Origin of the sequence: Amycolatopsis sp. WAC 01416, assembly GCF_003947485.1 — a bacterium.
Lineage (GTDB): Bacteria > Actinomycetota > Actinomycetes > Mycobacteriales > Pseudonocardiaceae > Amycolatopsis.
Genome location: NZ_QHHX01000014.1, coordinates 147,077 through 162,980 on the forward strand (window position 1 = coordinate 147,077; position 15,904 = coordinate 162,980).

General features: G+C 68.5%; 15 protein-coding genes. 8 read left to right on the forward strand and 7 right to left on the reverse strand.

What is annotated here, in order from left to right:
* Positions 1 to 71: 71 nt before the first annotated feature.
* Both DL990_RS38105 and DL990_RS38110 read left to right on the forward strand, forming a co-directional pair.
* Positions 72 to 455, forward strand: a complete 384-nt coding sequence (locus DL990_RS38105) for a hypothetical protein (protein WP_125785952.1) — start codon at positions 72 to 74, stop codon at positions 453 to 455.
* A 74-nt stretch (positions 456 to 529) separates the two neighbouring features.
* Positions 530 to 1,450, forward strand: coding sequence for a sensor histidine kinase (locus DL990_RS38110; RefSeq protein WP_305015727.1), 921 nt, complete (start codon positions 530 to 532; stop codon positions 1,448 to 1,450).
* A gap of 4 nt (positions 1,451 to 1,454) precedes the next feature.
* Here the strand turns inward: DL990_RS38110 and DL990_RS38115 are convergent, their stop codons facing one another.
* Positions 1,455 to 2,396 (reverse strand): alpha/beta hydrolase-fold protein, encoded by a 942-nt coding sequence (locus DL990_RS38115; protein ID WP_125785951.1) that lies wholly within the window; start codon positions 2,394 to 2,396, stop codon positions 1,455 to 1,457.
* A 126-nt stretch (positions 2,397 to 2,522) separates the two neighbouring features.
* Entirely contained in the window at positions 2,523 to 3,221 is a 699-nt protein-coding gene (locus DL990_RS38120; protein WP_125801573.1) for a TetR/AcrR family transcriptional regulator, read from the reverse strand.
* A gap of 73 nt (positions 3,222 to 3,294) precedes the next feature.
* Between DL990_RS38120 and DL990_RS38125 the strand changes: the two genes are divergently transcribed.
* A complete protein-coding gene (locus DL990_RS38125; protein ID WP_125801574.1) occupies positions 3,295 to 4,737 on the forward strand; it encodes a carotenoid oxygenase family protein in 1,443 nt (480 codons plus the stop codon).
* Between the two features lie 73 nt (positions 4,738 to 4,810).
* On the opposite strand, the gene fdhD is transcribed toward DL990_RS38125, so the two are convergent.
* Positions 4,811 to 5,641 (reverse strand): formate dehydrogenase accessory sulfurtransferase FdhD, encoded by an 831-nt coding sequence (fdhD, locus tag DL990_RS38130; RefSeq protein WP_125801575.1) that lies wholly within the window; start codon positions 5,639 to 5,641, stop codon positions 4,811 to 4,813.
* Positions 5,642 to 5,760: 119 nt separating this feature from the next.
* On the opposite strand from fdhD, the gene DL990_RS38135 reads away from it, so the two are divergent.
* The 4 genes from DL990_RS38135 (at position 5,761) to DL990_RS38145 (ending at position 9,505) form a co-directional block, all read left to right on the forward strand.
* Positions 5,761 to 7,122 (forward strand): OFA family MFS transporter, encoded by a 1,362-nt coding sequence (locus tag DL990_RS38135; RefSeq protein ID WP_125801576.1) that lies wholly within the window; start codon positions 5,761 to 5,763, stop codon positions 7,120 to 7,122.
* Complete coding sequence (locus DL990_RS42275) at positions 7,119 to 7,247, forward strand: hypothetical protein (RefSeq protein WP_255431427.1); 129 nt, start codon at positions 7,119 to 7,121, stop codon at positions 7,245 to 7,247. The genes DL990_RS38135 and DL990_RS42275 overlap by 4 nt, the downstream gene beginning before the upstream one ends.
* A gap of 62 nt (positions 7,248 to 7,309) precedes the next feature.
* Positions 7,310 to 8,053, forward strand: coding sequence for an SDR family NAD(P)-dependent oxidoreductase (locus DL990_RS38140; protein ID WP_125801577.1), 744 nt, complete (start codon positions 7,310 to 7,312; stop codon positions 8,051 to 8,053).
* 48 nt (positions 8,054 to 8,101) lie between these two features.
* Complete coding sequence (locus DL990_RS38145; protein WP_125801578.1) at positions 8,102 to 9,505, forward strand: LCP family protein; 1,404 nt, start codon at positions 8,102 to 8,104, stop codon at positions 9,503 to 9,505.
* A 3-nt stretch (positions 9,506 to 9,508) separates the two neighbouring features.
* Here the strand turns inward: DL990_RS38145 and DL990_RS38150 are convergent, their stop codons facing one another.
* The 4 genes from DL990_RS38150 to DL990_RS42050 are packed head-to-tail and all read right to left on the reverse strand — an operon-like array spanning position 9,509 to position 13,037.
* Positions 9,509 to 11,815, reverse strand: a complete 2,307-nt coding sequence (locus DL990_RS38150; protein ID WP_125785944.1) for an FdhF/YdeP family oxidoreductase — start codon at positions 11,813 to 11,815, stop codon at positions 9,509 to 9,511.
* Positions 11,816 to 11,861: 46 nt separating this feature from the next.
* Positions 11,862 to 12,185: a hypothetical protein gene (locus DL990_RS38155; protein ID WP_125785943.1), complete on the reverse strand. Its 324-nt coding sequence runs from the start codon at positions 12,183 to 12,185 to the stop codon at positions 11,862 to 11,864.
* 30 nt (positions 12,186 to 12,215) lie between these two features.
* A complete protein-coding gene (locus DL990_RS42045) occupies positions 12,216 to 12,734 on the reverse strand; it encodes a hypothetical protein (RefSeq protein WP_233620693.1) in 519 nt (172 codons plus the stop codon).
* An 18-nt stretch (positions 12,735 to 12,752) separates the two neighbouring features.
* Entirely contained in the window at positions 12,753 to 13,037 is a 285-nt protein-coding gene (locus tag DL990_RS42050) for a hypothetical protein (protein WP_233620694.1), read from the reverse strand.
* Positions 13,038 to 13,105: 68 nt separating this feature from the next.
* Between DL990_RS42050 and DL990_RS38165 the strand changes: the two genes are divergently transcribed.
* Positions 13,106 to 15,739, forward strand: coding sequence for a valine--tRNA ligase (locus DL990_RS38165; RefSeq protein WP_125801579.1), 2,634 nt, complete (start codon positions 13,106 to 13,108; stop codon positions 15,737 to 15,739).
* Positions 15,740 to 15,904 lie beyond the last annotated feature (165 nt).

Sequence of the window (15,904 nt, forward strand, 5' to 3'; positions counted from 1 at the left end):
CGGAGCCTTCCGGCCGGGGCATCGGTTTCTCCGGCCAGGTCCGGCCGGTGACCGGACCGAGATAGGATGCGATGGTGCCGCTGACTCCCACGAAGGACGAGAACGAGGCTCCCGAGCTGGAAGCCGCGAGTCCACGCGAGGTCAGGGGACTCGTCGAACTCACCGAACGCATCGTCGTCGGGGCGTATCGAGGGCATCCGTGGATCCCGCGCGCGCTCACGATCGCGCTGGGCGTGCTGGTGGCGACCTGCCTGGTGGCCGGTGTCGTCCGGTTGTCGCCGCTTCCGCTGATCCCGCTGCCGTTCTTCGCCGTCTCGGCGTACGCGCTCGTCCGGATCAAGACGGCGCGAAGCGCGGAGGCGAACTCTTCACTCGTCGCCTGGACAGGACTCTTCACCGGTGCGACGCTCGCCGGATTCTGGTTGATCTCGATGGCGGGACGCTGGCTCGGCTGATCGGCCCGCACCATTTTCGGATTTCCCTCCGTTAGCGGGGTTTCAGAACCGCTCCAACGGGGTAAGACGAGTCCGTGACAGTCACCGCGGGTCCCTTCACCCACGTGGGCCTGCTCTACTCCGGTGACACCGAGTACCTGGACGGAACGATTCCGTACATCCTCGAGGGCTTGAAGCTCGACGAGCCGGTCGCGGTCGCCGTCCCGGGCCGGAACCTGACGCTGATCGAAGACGCGCTGGGCGATTCCGCCGCCGAGGTCGAGCTCATCGACATGACCGAAGCGGGCCGTAACCCGGGCCGCATCCTTCCCGGCGTGCTGCTCGCGTTCGCCGACAACCGGCCGGGGCCGGTCCGGATCATCGGCGAACCGATCTGGGCGGGCCGGTCGCCCCTCGAATACCCGGCGTGTGCCCAGCACGAGGCGCTGATCAACTTCGCGTTCGGCGACCGCGACCTCAGCATCCTGTGCCCGTACGACCGGACCAGGCTCGAAGACGGCGTCCTCGCCGACGCCGAGCGGACCCACCCGATCCTCTCCGGCGCCGACGGCGACCGCCGCAGCGAGGGTTACGCCCCCGACGCGGTCGTCGAGCAGTACAACCTGCCGCTGCCCGAACCGGTCGTGGCCGACGCGTTCCGGTTCGATCTCGCCAGGCTCAGCGCGGTGCGGCACTTCGCGCAGGTGCGGGCCGAGGAGAGCGGGCTCGCCCCGAACCGGGTGGAGGATCTCGTGCTCGCCGTGGCGGAACTGTCCGCCAACAGCGTGCTGCACGGTTCGGGCCAGGGTGTCGTCCGCGTCTGGCGCGACGAGGACCACGTGCTCTGCGAGGTCATCGACGAAGGCACCCTGAGCGATCCGCTGGCGGGCAGGCGGCCCGCCACCGCCGGACAGATCGGCGGACGCGGTCTGGTGCTGGTGAACCAGGTCGCCGATCTCGTCCGGCAGTACCTGAGACCGGGCTCGACCGTGACCAGGATCTTCTTCCGCGTCTGAGCGCTCAGGCGTTCTTCGGGACGTGCTTGCCGAGGAACGCGACCAGGCTCGGCACGACGGTGCGGTTGAACGTGTCGCCGTGTTTGCCGCGCGCCGTGTGCGCGACCATGGGCCGCGCTTCGGAGATGAACTTCCGCACCCCGCCGATGAACGGATCTTCGGTGCCGCACCAGATCCCGGTCGGCACCTTCTTGGTGACGTCGATGTGGCGCAACGGGTCCAGCGAGCCCCAGTCGGTGGCGTCGCGGAACGCGCGCCGTTTGCTCATCTCGGCCCACGACGTCATCAGCGCGGGCGCGAGCGCCGCGACCGCGGCGGGCGGGCGACGGCGTTCGAGACGGCGCCGCGTGTAGAGCAGCGCGCCGAAACCGCCCATCGAAAGCCCGGTGGCGGCGAACGGCAACCCGTCCCGGCCGCCGAGGCCGCGGGCGGCAAGCCAGCGGGGGACCTCTTCGAGCAGCATCGCCATCGGGTTGTCGCCGGGCTGGTTCTCGTGCCAGTAATGGTCGCCACCGTCGACCGCGACGAACCCGTATGGGGGCACCGCCTTACGGGCGACCTCGCTGCTGAGTTGCTTGAGCAGCCCGGTGGGGGCCGCGTGCCGCGCGGTGCCGTGGAGGCCGTGGAGCATCAGCGACATCGGCAGGCCCTTGGGCGGTGCCTTGGTCGGCAGCATGAGCACGAGGTCGACCTCGCGCCCGCGGGCTTCGGAATAGACACGCTCGACGCGGGGGCTGCCCAGCTGGGTCGCCGGGGTCGGCGACGCGACGCCGAGTGCCCGTTGGAGCGCCTCACTGAACGGCAGGGCTCCGGTGGCCGTTCCGGCGGCGAGCCCGGCGACGCCGAGACCGGAGGCGCCGGCGATCAGCACGGACCGGCGGCTCAGCCAGCGACGGGCGCCGTCCACCCCCGGCAGCGTCGTGTGCCCCTGATCGTCCTCGTTCACCGATCCCCGTTCCCGTCCCCAGTCCCCCGTCGGTCTCTTACCAGCCGTGGGCCTCCACCAGGTCAGACGCACGTTTCCGCTGGAAGGTTGCACATGTCACCGACCTGTGACCGGGGTATCGCCGGATCAGGTGCCGATGTTTCCCTCTTTCGCGCGCCATGCCTCGATCGAGATCCGCGCGGACCGCGTCGCGGCCTCGTAAGTGTCGCCGAGACCCACGCCGAGGGCGGTGGCCAGGGGAATCAGGATGTGGTCCACACCATTCCCGCTGTCGCCGAAGTGGCCGGCGACCTCCAGCGTGATGTAGCCGTGCACGGCGCTCCAGAGCTGGGCGGCGACATCGAACTCCGGGGCCGGCCGGAACCGGCCCGCGTCGATCACGCGTTTCGCGGCACGGACGAGGTAACCGAAGGCCTCGATGCCCTCGTCGCTGAGGCTCTCGCGGGTCTCCTTGCTGGTCATGTCGACCAGTGCCGCCTTCTGCCCGTTGGGCTGGCTCTGGCCGAAGGTCACGGCGTAGAGCTGCGGGTTGTCCACCACGGTCCGCCGGTACGCCAGCGCCAAGGTGAGGATGTCGGCCGCCGGGTCGGCGGTTTCCCGGACCTCGCCCAGATTCGCCGAGAGCCGCCGGAATCCCTCGCGCGCGACCTCGTCCACCAGTGCGCCCATCCCGCCGAAGTGGGTGTACACGGCCATGGTCGACGCGCCGATCTCCGCTGCCAGCTTGCGGGCCTGCAGTGCCTCCGGGCCGCCGTCCGAGAGCAGCCGGATCGCCGCTTCGACCAGTTTCGCCTTGACCTCGGTGCCGGAGGGTTTCGGTGACATGCTTGCCAGTATTCCATAACCCTGTTATAAATGTATCCATAACTGTGTTATATCCGTCGCTAGGGGGCCTTTGATGGGCAACAAGTTCCTCCAGGGCAACTTCGCCCCGGTCAGCCGTGAACACACGATCACCGAACTGAGCGTCACCGGGCACATCCCGGAGTACCTGGACGGGCGCTACCTGCGGAACGGGCCGAATCCGCTGTCCGAAGTGGACCCGGAGGCCTACCACTGGTTCATGGGCGACGGCATGGTGCACGGCGTCCGGCTGCGTGACGGCCGCGCCGAGTGGTATCGCAACCGCTGGGTGCGCAACCCCCGGCTGTCGCGGCAGATCGGCGAACGCTGGGAAGACGGACCGGTCTCCGGGGTCTCCTCCCTCGGGGCCAACACGAACGTGATCGGCCACGCCGGCAAGACCCTCGCGTTGATCGAAGGCGGGGCCACCAGCTTCGAGCTCACCGACGAACTCGACACTGTCGGCGCCTGCGACTTCGACGGCACCCTTCCCGGTGGCTACACCGCGCATCCGAAGCGTGATCCGGAGACCGGCGAACTGCACGCCGTGTCGTACTTCTTCGGTCAGGGCAACAAAGTGCAGTATTCGGTGATCGACGCCCGAGGCCGCGCGCGGCGCAAGGTGGACATCGAGGTCACCGGTTCGCCGATGATGCACGACTTCTCCCTGACCGAGAAACACGTCGTCTTCTACGACCTCCCGGTCACCTTCGACACCGAACAGGCCGTCGCCGCGTCCGTCCCGCCGTTCCTGCGCACTCCCGCCCAGCTGGTGCTGTCCGCGCTCGTGGGCAAGGTGAAGGTGCCGGATCCCCTCAGCGCGAGGCTGCGTCAGCGGATTTCGGGCAACTCCGGCCTGCCGTATCGCTGGAACCCGAAGTACCCGGCACGGATCGGGGTCATGCCGCGAGAGGGCGGCGACGGCGACGTCCGCTGGTTCGAGATCGAGCCGTGCTACGTGTTCCACCCGATGAACGCCTACGACGACGGCGACGACATCGTGCTGGACGTCGTCCGCCACCCGAAGATGTTCGACACCGAGTTGCTCGGCCCTGCCGAAGGGCCGCCGACCCTGGACCGCTGGACCATCGACCTGACCGTCGGCAAGGTCGTCGAGGAGCGCCTCGACGATCAGGGCCAGGAATTCCCGCGCGTCGACGAGCGGCTGGTCGGGCGACGGCACCGCTTCGGCTACTCGGTGTCCACAAGGGACGGATCGGCGTCCTCGGGTTCCTTGCTGAAGCACGATCTGTGGAACCGGTCGGTCGCCTCGAGGGAATTCGGCGAGGGCAGCCAGGTCGGGGAGTTCGTGTTCGTCCCGTCCTCAGCGGACGCCGGTGAGGACGAGGGCGTGCTGATGGGTTTCGTCTACGATCCCGCGACACAGAAGAGCGACCTGACGATCCTGGACGCGGGAACGCTGGAGACCGTCGGTGCCGTGCATCTGCCGGACCGGGTGCCCAACGGTTTCCACGGTAACTGGGTGGGCACCGACTGAAGGCGCTCGGCCGCTGACGTGCCGTGGCGAGTGTCGCGAAAGTGGCTTTCGCGACACGGGCCCCGGTCCGGGCTCAGGCGAGCCCGAGCACCCGCTGTTCGCCGGTGTAGAGGTTCATGCTCTCGCCGCGCAGGAAACCGATGAGGGTCATGCCGTTCTCCTCGGCCAGTTCCGCGGCCAGCGACGACGGCGCGGAAACGGCCGCCAGCAGGCCGATCCCCGCCATGGCGGCCTTCTGCACCAGTTCGAACGAGGCGCGTCCGGACACCAGCAGGCCGGCGTCCGACGCGGGGATCCGGCCTTCCTGCAGTGCCCAGCCGAGGACCTTGTCGACGGCGTTGTGCCTGCCGACGTCCTCGCGGACGACGGCGAGGTTCCCGTCGCCGTCGAACAGGGCGGCCGCGTGCAGCCCGCCGGTGCTGGAGAAGACCTTCTGATGCGTGCGCAGCGTGTCCGGGAGCTTCGCCAGCACGTCCTTGCTCACGGTGAATCCGGACTTCTCCGGTGAAAACCGGCTTTTGAGCTTCACCGCGTCGAGCGCGGCCTTGCCGCAGACGCCGCACGAGGACGTGGTGTAGAAGTTCCGCTCGACGCCCGTCTCCGGTGGCGCGACACCTTCGGCCAGCGCGATGTCCAGGACGTTGTAGGTGTTGCGCCCCTGGTCGTCGACGCCGTCGCAGTACCGGGCGACCGCGACGTCCTCGCGGGAGGCGAGCACGCCCTCGGACAACAGGAACCCGTGCGCCAGTTCGACGTCGTTACCGGGTGTCCGCATGGTGACCGCGAGTGCCTTGCCGCCGACGCGGATCTCCAGCGGTTCTTCGGCCGCGAGCGAGTCGGGTCGTCGCACGTCCTTCGTCGCGGAGATCATCCGCACCGGACGCCGCACCGTCACCCTGCCCACGTGTGGTCCACCCTTCTGACCGATTGCTCGACGCCGAAACATTCAACACCTGAGTACTGCAACGTCGGGAATTAAGTAATACATTCCCAGTGCACATCCCCAGAGTACGGAGGCGCCGGATGGCTGTCGGCTTCCTGGACCGTTCCCGCATCGTCGCATCACCGGGCTGGAGCCGCTGGCTGATCCCTCCCGCCGCGCTGGCCGTCCACCTGTCGATCGGGCAGGCGTACGCGTGGAGCGTCTTCAAGGCGCCGCTGGAGAAGACCCTCGGGCTCACCGGCACGCAGAGCGCGCTCCCGTTCCAGCTCGGGATCGTGATGCTCGGGCTCTCGGCGGCCTTCGGCGGGACGCTGGTCGAGCGCAACGGGCCGCGCTGGGCGATGTTCGTCTCGATGGTCTGCTTCAGCTCGGGCTTCCTGATCTCGGCGCTGGGTGTCGCGACGTCGCAGTACTGGCTCGTCGTCCTCGGCTGGGGCGGGATCGGCGGTATCGGGCTCGGGATCGGCTACATCTCGCCGGTGTCGACGCTGATCAAATGGTTCCCCGACCGGCCGGGGATGGCCACCGGTATCGCGATCATGGGCTTCGGCGGCGGCGCGCTGATCGCCTCCCCGTGGTCGACGCAGATGCTGGGCGGCTCGCCGTGGTCGATCGGGACGGTCGCGACGGCCTTCCTCGTGCACGGCCTGGTCTACGCGGTCTTCATGAGCCTGGGCATCATGCTGGTGCGGGTCCCCGCCGACGACTGGAAGCCGAAGGGCTGGACGCCGAAGACCGACCACGGCAACGCGATGATCACCACCGCGAACGTGTCGGCGCGCAACGCCATCAAGACGCCCCAGTTCTGGCTGCTCTGGGTAGTCCTGTGCTTCAACGTGACCGCGGGGATCGGCATCCTGGAGAAGGCGGCGCCGATGATCGCGGACTTCTTCCGCGAGACGTCGACGCCGGTCGGCACCGCCGCCGCCGGCGGGTTCGTCGCGCTGCTCTCGCTGACCAACATGCTCGGCCGGTTCGTCTGGTCGTCCACTTCGGACCTGGTGGGGCGCAAGAACATCTACCGCCTCTACCTCGGTGTCGGCGCGCTGCTGTACCTGGTGATCGCGCTGACCACCAACGCTTCGAAGCTCGTGTTCGTCCTGTGCGCCATGTTGATCCTGTCGTTCTACGGTGGTGGCTTCGCGACCGTGCCGGCGTATCTGAAGGACCTCTTCGGCACCTACCAGGTCGGCGCGATCCACGGCAGACTGCTGACCGCCTGGTCGATGGCAGGCGTGCTCGGACCGCTCATCGTCAACGCCATCTCCGACAGCCAGAAGGCGGCGGGCAAGGTCGGCCCCGACCTCTACACGACGTCGCTGTTCATCATGATCGGCCTGCTGGTGGCCGGTTTCGTCGCCAACGAACTGGTGCGCCCGGTCAACCCGAAGTTCCACGAGCCGGCGCCGTCCGGCGAGCCCGCGAGGAGCGAGACCCGATGACCGAACAGGCTCCCGAACGCCGCCGCACCGGGTTGATGGTCTTCGCCTGGCTGTGGGTCGCGCTCCCGTTCGCCTACGGCGTCTACGAACTGTTCCGCAAGATGGTCCAGCTCTTCGGCGGCTGAGTGGTCACGTCCGGAAGCCTGTCGGGGTCTCGAACTTCGGACGTGACCACTAGGGTCGGCCCGTGGGAATTCTGGTCACCGGGGCTTCGCGCGGCATCGGCCGTGCGATCGCGCGTGCCTTCGCGGAAAAGGGCGACCGTGTCGCCGTCCATTACGCCTCGAACAGGGAGGACGCCGAGCGGACGCTCGCCGGACTGCCGGGTTCCGGCCACGGGCTCGTCCAGGGCGACCTCTCGGATCCCGAAGTGGCCCAACGGGTCGCCGACGAAGCCGAGGAGCTGGCCGGCGGTGTCGACGTCCTGGTGAACAACGCCGCCTACGCGCCGTCCGCGGCGGCGGCCCATCCCGTCGCCGAAGTGTCCTATGCGGACTGGCAGCGGATCTGGCGGCGGATGGTCGACGTCAACGTGCTCGGCACCGCGAACGTGACCTACTGCGTGGCCCGGCACATGATCGAGCGCGGCGCGGCGGGCCGGGTGGTCAACATCGGTTCGCGGGGCGCCTTCAAGGGTGAGCCCGAGTTCCCGGCCTACGGCGCGAGCAAGGCCGCGCTGCACTCGCTCGGACAGTCGCTCGCCGTCGCCCTCGCCCCGCACGGGATCGCGGTGACCTCGGTCGCACCCGGCTTCACCGCCACCGACCGGGTCGCGGCGAAGGTCGAAGGCGCCAGCGGCGAGAGCCCGTTCGGCCGGGTCGGGACGCCGGAGGAGGTCGCGGCGGCGGTGCTCTACCTCGCCTCCGCCGACGCCGCATGGGCGTCCGGCGCGATCCTCGACCTGAACGGCGCGTCGCATCTGCGGATGTGAAGTGGCTCACCCTTGCAGCAATCACGGCCTCCCGTGCGTCTTAGGGAGGTGCACAAGCTGGGGAAGGTCCTGGTCGCCGCGATGGCGGTGGCGGTGTTCGGCGGGACCGCGTACGGATACACGACGCTGGAGTCGCTCGAAGGCGTCACCCGCGAAGACGTGATCGAAGCGCCGGACCCGGGGGAGCAGCCCGCCGACGGTTCGCTGGACATCCTGCTGGTCGGGCGCGATTCGCGGACCGACGAGCACGGTAACCCGCTGTCCCCGGAGATGCTGCGCGAGCTGCGCGTGGGTGCGAACGGCGACGACCTGACGGACACGCTCATCGTCCTCCGCATCCCGAACGGCCAGAAGGCGGTGAAGGCCTTCTCCATCCCGCGCGACTCTTGGGTCGCGGAGCCGGGGACGAAGGACAAGACCAAGATCAACGGGATCTTCGGTCACGCCAAGTTCGCTTCGGCGAGTGCACAGCGCACGGCGGGCAAGACCGACAAGGCGGAGATCGACAAGGTGGCGATCACGGCCGCGCGGAAGGCGACCTTGAAGGCGGTCGAGGACCTCACCGGCGTCAAGATGGACCACTTCGCCGAGGTCAACCTGCAGAGTTTCTACGACATCAGCAAGGCCGTCGGCGGGGTCGAGGTGTGCTTGAAGAGGGACACCAAGGACATCAAGTCCGGGGCGAACTTCAAGGCGGGGAGGCAGACGATCCAGGGCGCCGACGCGCTGGCTTTCGTGCGCCAGCGCGAGGACCTGCCTCGCAGCGACCTCGACCGCGTCCGCCGTCAGCAGGTATTCCTCGCGGGACTGGCGAAGCAGGTGCTCTCCGCCGGAACTCTCGCCAACCCGGCCCGCCTCTCCGAACTGATCGACGCGGTGAAACGTTCCGTCGTGCTCGACGGCTCGTGGGATCTGCTCGACTTCGTCCGGCAGATGCGGGGCGTCTCCGGCGGCGGGATCGCCTTCGACACGATCCCGGTGGTCAACCCCGACTACCGCTACAACCCCAGGCAACCGACCGCGACCGCCGTGCAGGTCGACCCCGCGCAGGTGCGCGCCTTCGCCGCCTCGCTGATCGGCGTCCAGCCCACGACGCCGCAGGCGCCCGCCGGCCCCAAGGTCGACGTCGTCAACGCGAGCGGCAAGGACGGCCTGGCCGCTCGCGTTTCGGATCTACTGGCGGAGAAGGGATTCGGCAAGGGCGAGACGACGGCCGATACCGGACGGCGGACCTCCGTCGTCCGGTTCAGCGACGCGTCCGGCCCCGCCACGGAGATCGCGAAACTGCTCGGCGGTCTGGAAACCGAGAAGGCCGCTTCCGTCGCGGCCGGCCATGTCCAGGTCGTGCTCGGACAGGTCTACAAGGGACCGGGCGTATCCGCGGGCGGCGGGGCGGCCGGGGTCCGGACCGACCAGCCCATCACCTCCGAAGACACCGAGTGCATCAACTGAGGGTCAAGCCACCGGTTCCAGCCGCACCACGATCGCCTTCGATACCGGGGTGTTCGACTTGTCCGCCACCGAATCCAGTGGCACCAAGGCGTTCGCCTCGGGGAAGTACGCCGCCGCGCAGCCCTTCGCCGTCGGATAGGAGACCACCCGGAACCGCGGGGCCCGGCGGTCGCCGTCCCGCCATTCCGAGACGAGGTCGACCATCGCGCCGTCGGTCAGCCCGAGCGACACCAGGTCTTCGGGGTTGACCAGCACCACGCGCCGGGCGTCCTCGATCCCGCGGTAGCGGTCGGAAAGACCGTAGATCGTGGTGTTGTACTGGTCGTGGCTGCGCATCGTCTGCAACAGGAGCCTGCCGTCGGGCACCTGCGGGTACTCGAGCTCGGAGGTGGTGAAGTTCGCCTTGCCGTTGGCGGTTCCATTGAACTGCCGGGAATCGCGCGGCGCGTGCGGCAGGACGAAGCCGTCGGGCTCGCGCACCCGGGCGTTGTAGTCGTGGCAACCGGGGACGACACGGGCGATCCGGTCGCGGATGAGGTCGTAGTCGGCGTGGAAGTCCCGCCACGGCACGGCATGTCCGGGACCGAACAGCGCTTCCGCGAGATGGCAGACGATCGCGACCTCGGAGAGCAGCTTTTCACTGGCCGGGGCCAGCCTGCCGCGTGAGGTGTGCACCTGCGACATCGAGTCCTCGACGGTGACGAACTGCTCGCCGCCGGTCTGGACGTCGCGTTCGGTGCGGCCGAGGGTGGGCAGGATCAGCGCGGTCTTGCCCGGGACGACGTGCGAGCGGTTGAGCTTCGTCGACACGTGCGCGGTCAGCGAGCACGACTTGAGCGCCTTCTCGGTCAGCTCGGTGTCCGGGGTGGCGGAGGCGAAGTTGCCGCCGACGGCGAAGAAGACCTTGCCCTTGCCGTCCCGCATCGCGCGGATCGCGGCGACCGTGTCGTAACCGTGCTCCCGGGGGACCTCGATGCCGAACTCGGCGTCGAGACTGTCCATAAAGGACTCCGGCATCTTCTCCCAGATGCCCATCGTCCGGTCGCCTTGGACGTTGGAGTGCCCGCGCACCGGGCACAGTCCCGCGCCCGGCTCGCCGATCATGCCGCGCACCAGCGCCAGGTTCGCGATCTCGGAGATCGTCTGCACCGCGTGCTTGTGCTGGGTCAGGCCCATCGCCCAGCAGTAGATGGTCCGCTCCGACGTCGCGATCATCCGCGCCAGCCGCTCGATCTGCTCACGCGGCAACCCGGTCGCGGCGCCCACTTCGGTCCAGTCGATCTCCCGCAGATGCTTCGCGTAGTCCTCGAAGCCCTCGGTGGACGACTCGACGAACGCGCGATCGACGATCGTACCGGGGGTCTCCCGTTCCCACTTCAGCAGCAGATGACCGATCGCCTGGAACAACGCGAGGTCGCCGCCGAGCCGGATCTGCGCGAACTCGTCGGCCAGCGGGGTTCCCTTGCCGATCACGCCACGGACGTTCTGCGGGTTCTTGAACCGCATCAGGCCGGCTTCGGGCAGCGGGTTGACCGCCATGATCTTGGCGCCGTTGCCCTTGGCCTCCTCCAGCGCGGAGAGCATGCGCGGGTGGTTGGTGCCGGGGTTCTGGCCGACGACCACGATCAGGTCGGCCTTGTGGATGTCGGCGAGCGACACCGAGCCCTTGCCGATCCCGGTCGTGGCCGCGAGGGCCGCGCCGGACGACTCGTGGCACATGTTGGAGCAGTCCGGGAGGTTGTTGGTGCCGTAGGAACGCACGAGCAGCTGGTAGAGGAACGCGGCCTCGTTGCTGGTGCGGCCGGAGGTGTAGAAAATCGCCTCGTCCGGGTTCCGCAGCGCGCGGAGCTCGTCCGCGACCAGGGTGAAGGCGTCGTCCCAGGAGATCGGCTCGTAGTGCGACGCCCCCTCGCGCAGGACGAACGGCTCGGTGATGCGGCCCTGCTGCCCGAGCCAGAAGTCCGTCTTGTCCGCGAGATCGTGGATGGAGTGCTCGGCGAAGAACTCGCGGCCGACCCGGCGTTTCGTCGCCTCCTCGGCGACGGCCTTCGCCCCGTTCTCGCAGAACTCCGCGAGCTTGCGGTGCTCGCCGTCGACCTCGCGCGGCTCCGGCCAGGCGCAACCGGGGCAGTCGAAGCCGTCGCGCTGGTTCAGCAGGCGCAGCGTCTTCACCGTGCGCGCGGCGCCCATCTGCTCCATGCCACGCATCAGGGAGACGGCGACCCCGGGGATCCCTGCCGCCCAGCTCTTCGGTTTCCCGACTTCGAGCTGTGTCTCGTCAACGTCGTTCGCGGGTGCTTCGCGGGTCATGGACCCCATCGTGCGCCTTGCCGCCTCCGCGCGCGACCGAGGGGTGTCAGGCGTCGGTGACGAGCCGGGTGATCTGCGATTCGTCCAGCGGGAACCAGGGCGTCTCGTTGACGCCGTGTTCCTGCACCGCGTTCACCGTCACCGCGGCCACGACCAGCACGATCAGGCCGGCGATCGCGGCGATGCCCGGCCACCGGCTCGAACCCGGCGCGGAGTAGCCGCCACCGGAGGAGGCCGCCTTCCGCTGCTTACGGCGCTTCTTCTTGAGTTCCTTCTTCGCACCCAGCCAGGCGTCCAGTTCGGCATGTTTCTGCCAGTTCGGGTCGACCAGGTCCGGATGGGTCTCGATCCGCCGGTCCTCTTCGTCCATCTCTGTCCTCTTCCCCAGTGTTTCGGCCCGCTACCCGCAGGTGTCCAGCGACGGCAGGGGTTTCGTCGGGTCGTAGGCAGCGGCATCGTCGCCGACGGGTACGCCGACGACCGGTCTGCCCTTGTCAGCGTACTGGGGCGCGAGGATACCCGTCTTGATCGCGTCGCAAGCCATGCGCGACGTGTAGCCCGAACCTTCCCCGATGCTGAGCCCGGCGTCGGCCTTCGCGAACGGCGGAGCCTTGCGGAGCACGTAGTCCTGTTCCTCGCGGACGAACGGGACGATGTCCGCCGGTGACCGAGCCTCGTCCGGGCGAGCGTCGAAGGCGTAGGCGACCGCGTAACTCGCGTGGACGATCAACTCGCCCTTGCCGCCGGGCTTCGCCGTGAGTGACCCGGTCATGCGCGGCGGCACCTGCGACAGCCCTTTCGCTCCGATGAGGGTGAAGTACCGATGCCCCGGCGGCACGGTGATCCCGGCGATGCCTTCGCGCCAGTTCGCGGCGGGGGTGCGGTCGAATGGCCGGTCGAGGTCGACGCCGCTGAGCACCGGAGCCACCTTCGGAGGTCATCCGGAGACGGCGCTGCCCCGCATCTGGTTCACGACCACCACCGCGGCCGCGAGCACGGCCACGGTCATGACCAGGAACAGGACCACGACGTGCCACCGGGACATCCGGAACCGGCGGCGCGGCCGCTGTTTCCGCCGCCGTTCGAGGTCCAGCTTCGCGCCGAGCCGTGCGTCCCGTTCGGCCCGCTTGCGCCATTCCGGATCCATCAGATCCGGATGCGTCTCCAGCTGCCGGTCTTCTACGAGCCCGCCTTCCCCCAGTGCGTGACGACATCCCCTCATCGGCTGGGAACGGCGGGCGTTACGGCCGGTGAGGAACTCGTCGGAGGGGGTTCGTAGACTTGACAACTGTGACCGAGAACGCCCAGCCGCAGCAGACCGACCTTCCGGGTGCCTGGAACCCGGCCGACGAAGAAGCCTCGCTCTACCAGCGTTGGGTAGACGCCGGCTACTTCACGGCCGACCCCACGTCGGACAAGCCGCCGTTCACGGTAGTCATCCCGCCTCCGAACGTGACCGGTTCGCTGCACATCGGGCACGCGTTCGAGCACACCCTGATCGACGCCATCACCCGCTACCACCGCATGCTCGGCGACGAGACGCTGTACCTGCCGGGGATGGACCACGCGAGCATCGCGGTCCACGCGCTGGTCGAGAAGCAGCTCCGCGCCGAGGGCACCAGCCGCCGCGAGCTCGGCCGTGAGGCCTTCGTGGAGCGCGTCTGGCAGTGGAAGAACGAGCACGGCGGCAAGATCCTCGCCCAGATGAAGCGCCTCGGCGAGGGCGTCGACTGGTCCCGCGAGCGGTTCACCATGGACGACGGCCTGTCCAAGGCCGTCAACACGATCTTCAAGAAGCTCTTCGACGACGGCCTGATCTACCGCGCCGAGCGGCTGGTCAACTGGTCGCCGGAGCTGCGGTCGGTGCTGTCCGACGCCGAGGTGAAGCACGAAGAGGTCGAGGGCGAACTCGTCTCCATGCGCTACGGCGACGGCGAGAACGCGATCGTCGTGGCCACCACCCGGATGGAGACGATGCTCGGCGACACCGCCGTCGCGGTCCACCCGGACGACGAGCGCTACACGCACCTCATCGGCACCGAGGTCGAGCTTCCGCTGACCGGGCGCAAGATCCCGATCGTCGCGGACAAGCACGTCGATCCGGAGTTCGGCACCGGCGCGGTCAAGGTGACCCCCGCACACGACCCGAACGACTTCGAGATCGGCCAGCGGCACGACCTGCCGATGATCACGATCATGGACGAGCAGGGCCGCATCGACGGCACCGGTACCGAGTTCGACGGCATGGACCGTTTTGAAGCCCGTGTCGCGGTGCGGGAGAAGCTGCGCGAGCAGGGCCGCATCGTCGCGGAGAAGCGTCCGTACCTGCACAGCGTCGGGCACTCCGAGCGGTCCAAGGAGCCGATCGAGCCGCGGCTTTCGCTGCAGTGGTTCGTCAAGGTCGGCCCGCTCGCGAAGGCCGCCGGCGACGCGGTGCGCGACGGCCGGGTGAACGTCCACCCGCCGGAAATGGAGAAGCGCTACTTCGACTGGGTCGACAACCTGCACGACTGGTGCATCTCGCGTCAGCTGTGGTGGGGCCACCGGATCCCGGTCTGGTACGGCCCGAACGACGAGGTCGTCTGCGTCGGCCCGGACGAGGAGCCGCCCTCCGGCGAAGGCTGGACCCAGGACCCGGACGTGCTCGACACCTGGTTCTCGTCGGGCCTGTGGCCGTTCTCCACCCTCGGCTGGCCGGAGAAGACCCCGGACCTGAACAAGTTCTATCCGACGTCGGTGCTGGTCACCGGCTACGACATCCTGTTCTTCTGGGTCGTGCGGATGATGATGTTCGGCCTCTACGCCACCGGCGAGGCGCCGTTCAAGACCATCGCGTTGCACGGCATGGTCCGCGACCAGTTCGGCAAGAAGATGTCGAAGACCGCGGGCAACGGTGTCGACCCCATCGAGTGGATGGACCGCTACGGCACCGACGCGCTGCGGTTCACCCTCACGCGTGGCGCCAACCCGGGCACCGACGTCCCGATCGGCGAGGAGTGGGTCGCGGGTTCCCGGAACTTCACCACGAAGCTCTGGAACGCCACCAAGTTCGCGATGATGAACGGCGCGGACGCGAACGCCCCGCTGCCCGCCCCGGCCGAACTCACCGAGGCGGACCGCTGGATCCTCGGCAGGCTCGGGACCGTCGTCGACGAGGTCACCGGATACCTGGCGGACTACCAGTTCGCGAAGGCCACCGACACGCTCTACCAGTTCACCTGGACCGAGCTGTGCGACTGGTACCTGGAGCTGTCGAAGGTCCAGGTCTTCCAGGGCGACGAAGCCCGCGTGACGGCGACGCGCGCGGTGCTGGGGCACGTGTTCGACACCGTGCTGAAGCTGCTGCACCCGTTCATCCCGTTCATCACCGAGAAGCTGTGGACGGCGCTGACCGGCCGCGAGTCGCTGGTGATCGCCCCGTGGCCGGTGGCGGACGCCTCGTACGCCGACGCGGTGGCCGACAAGCGGATCGCGGACGTGCAGAAGCTGGTGACCGAGGTCCGCCGGTTCCGCGCGGACCAGGGCCTCAAGCCCAGCCAGAAGGTGGCCGCGCGGCTGTCCGGCGACGGGTTCGCCGAGCTCACCGGACACGACGAGCCGATCCGCGCGCTGGTCCGCCTCACGCAGCCCGAAGATGGCTTCGCGCCGAGCGCGTCGCTCGAGGTCGGGCTGTCGGCCGGTGTCGTCACCGTCGAACTGGACCTGTCCGGCACGATCGACGTCGCCGCGGAGCGCAAGCGCCTGCAGAAGGACCTCGGCGCGGCGGAGAAGGAACTGGCGCAGGCCGAGGCCAAACTCGGCAACCAGGCCTTCATCGACAAGGCGCCGGAGCCGGTGATCGGCAAGATCCGGGCCCGCAAGGAGACCGCGGTGGCCGACATCGAGCGCATCAACGCCCGGTTGGCGACGCTGCCCGCCTCCTGACGACTGCAATGAAGGGGCCTTTCATAGCAAAATTTGCTATGAAAGGCCCCTTCATTGAGCCTTTTTCATCCTGGTGGTGGGGTAGGTGTGTTGGTGCTGTGAACGTGGCGAAGCTCCTGGTAGATGGATCGTCGACCAAGATCAACCCAGGAGCCACCAGGAGCT

Bases quoted from the DNA above. Each gene is read 5' to 3' on its own strand.
- DL990_RS42275 (WP_255431427.1), top strand. From the start codon at position 7,119: ATGACCGAACAGGCTCCCGAACGCCGCCGCACCGGGTTGATGGTCTTC.
- DL990_RS38120 (WP_125801573.1), bottom strand. From the start codon at position 3,221: ATGTCACCGAAACCCTCCGGCACCGAGGTCAAGGCGAAACTGGTCGAA.
- DL990_RS38135 (WP_125801576.1), top strand. From the start codon at position 5,761: ATGGCTGTCGGCTTCCTGGACCGTTCCCGCATCGTCGCATCACCGGGC.
- DL990_RS38125 (WP_125801574.1), top strand. From the start codon at position 3,295: ATGGGCAACAAGTTCCTCCAGGGCAACTTCGCCCCGGTCAGCCGTGAA.
- DL990_RS38155 (WP_125785943.1), bottom strand. From the start codon at position 12,185: ATGGACGAAGAGGACCGGCGGATCGAGACCCATCCGGACCTGGTCGAC.
- DL990_RS38150 (WP_125785944.1), bottom strand. From the start codon at position 11,815: ATGACCCGCGAAGCACCCGCGAACGACGTTGACGAGACACAGCTCGAA.
- DL990_RS38105 (WP_125785952.1), top strand. From the start codon at position 72: ATGGTGCCGCTGACTCCCACGAAGGACGAGAACGAGGCTCCCGAGCTG.
- DL990_RS42050 (WP_233620694.1), bottom strand. From the start codon at position 13,037: ATGAGGGGATGTCGTCACGCACTGGGGGAAGGCGGGCTCGTAGAAGAC.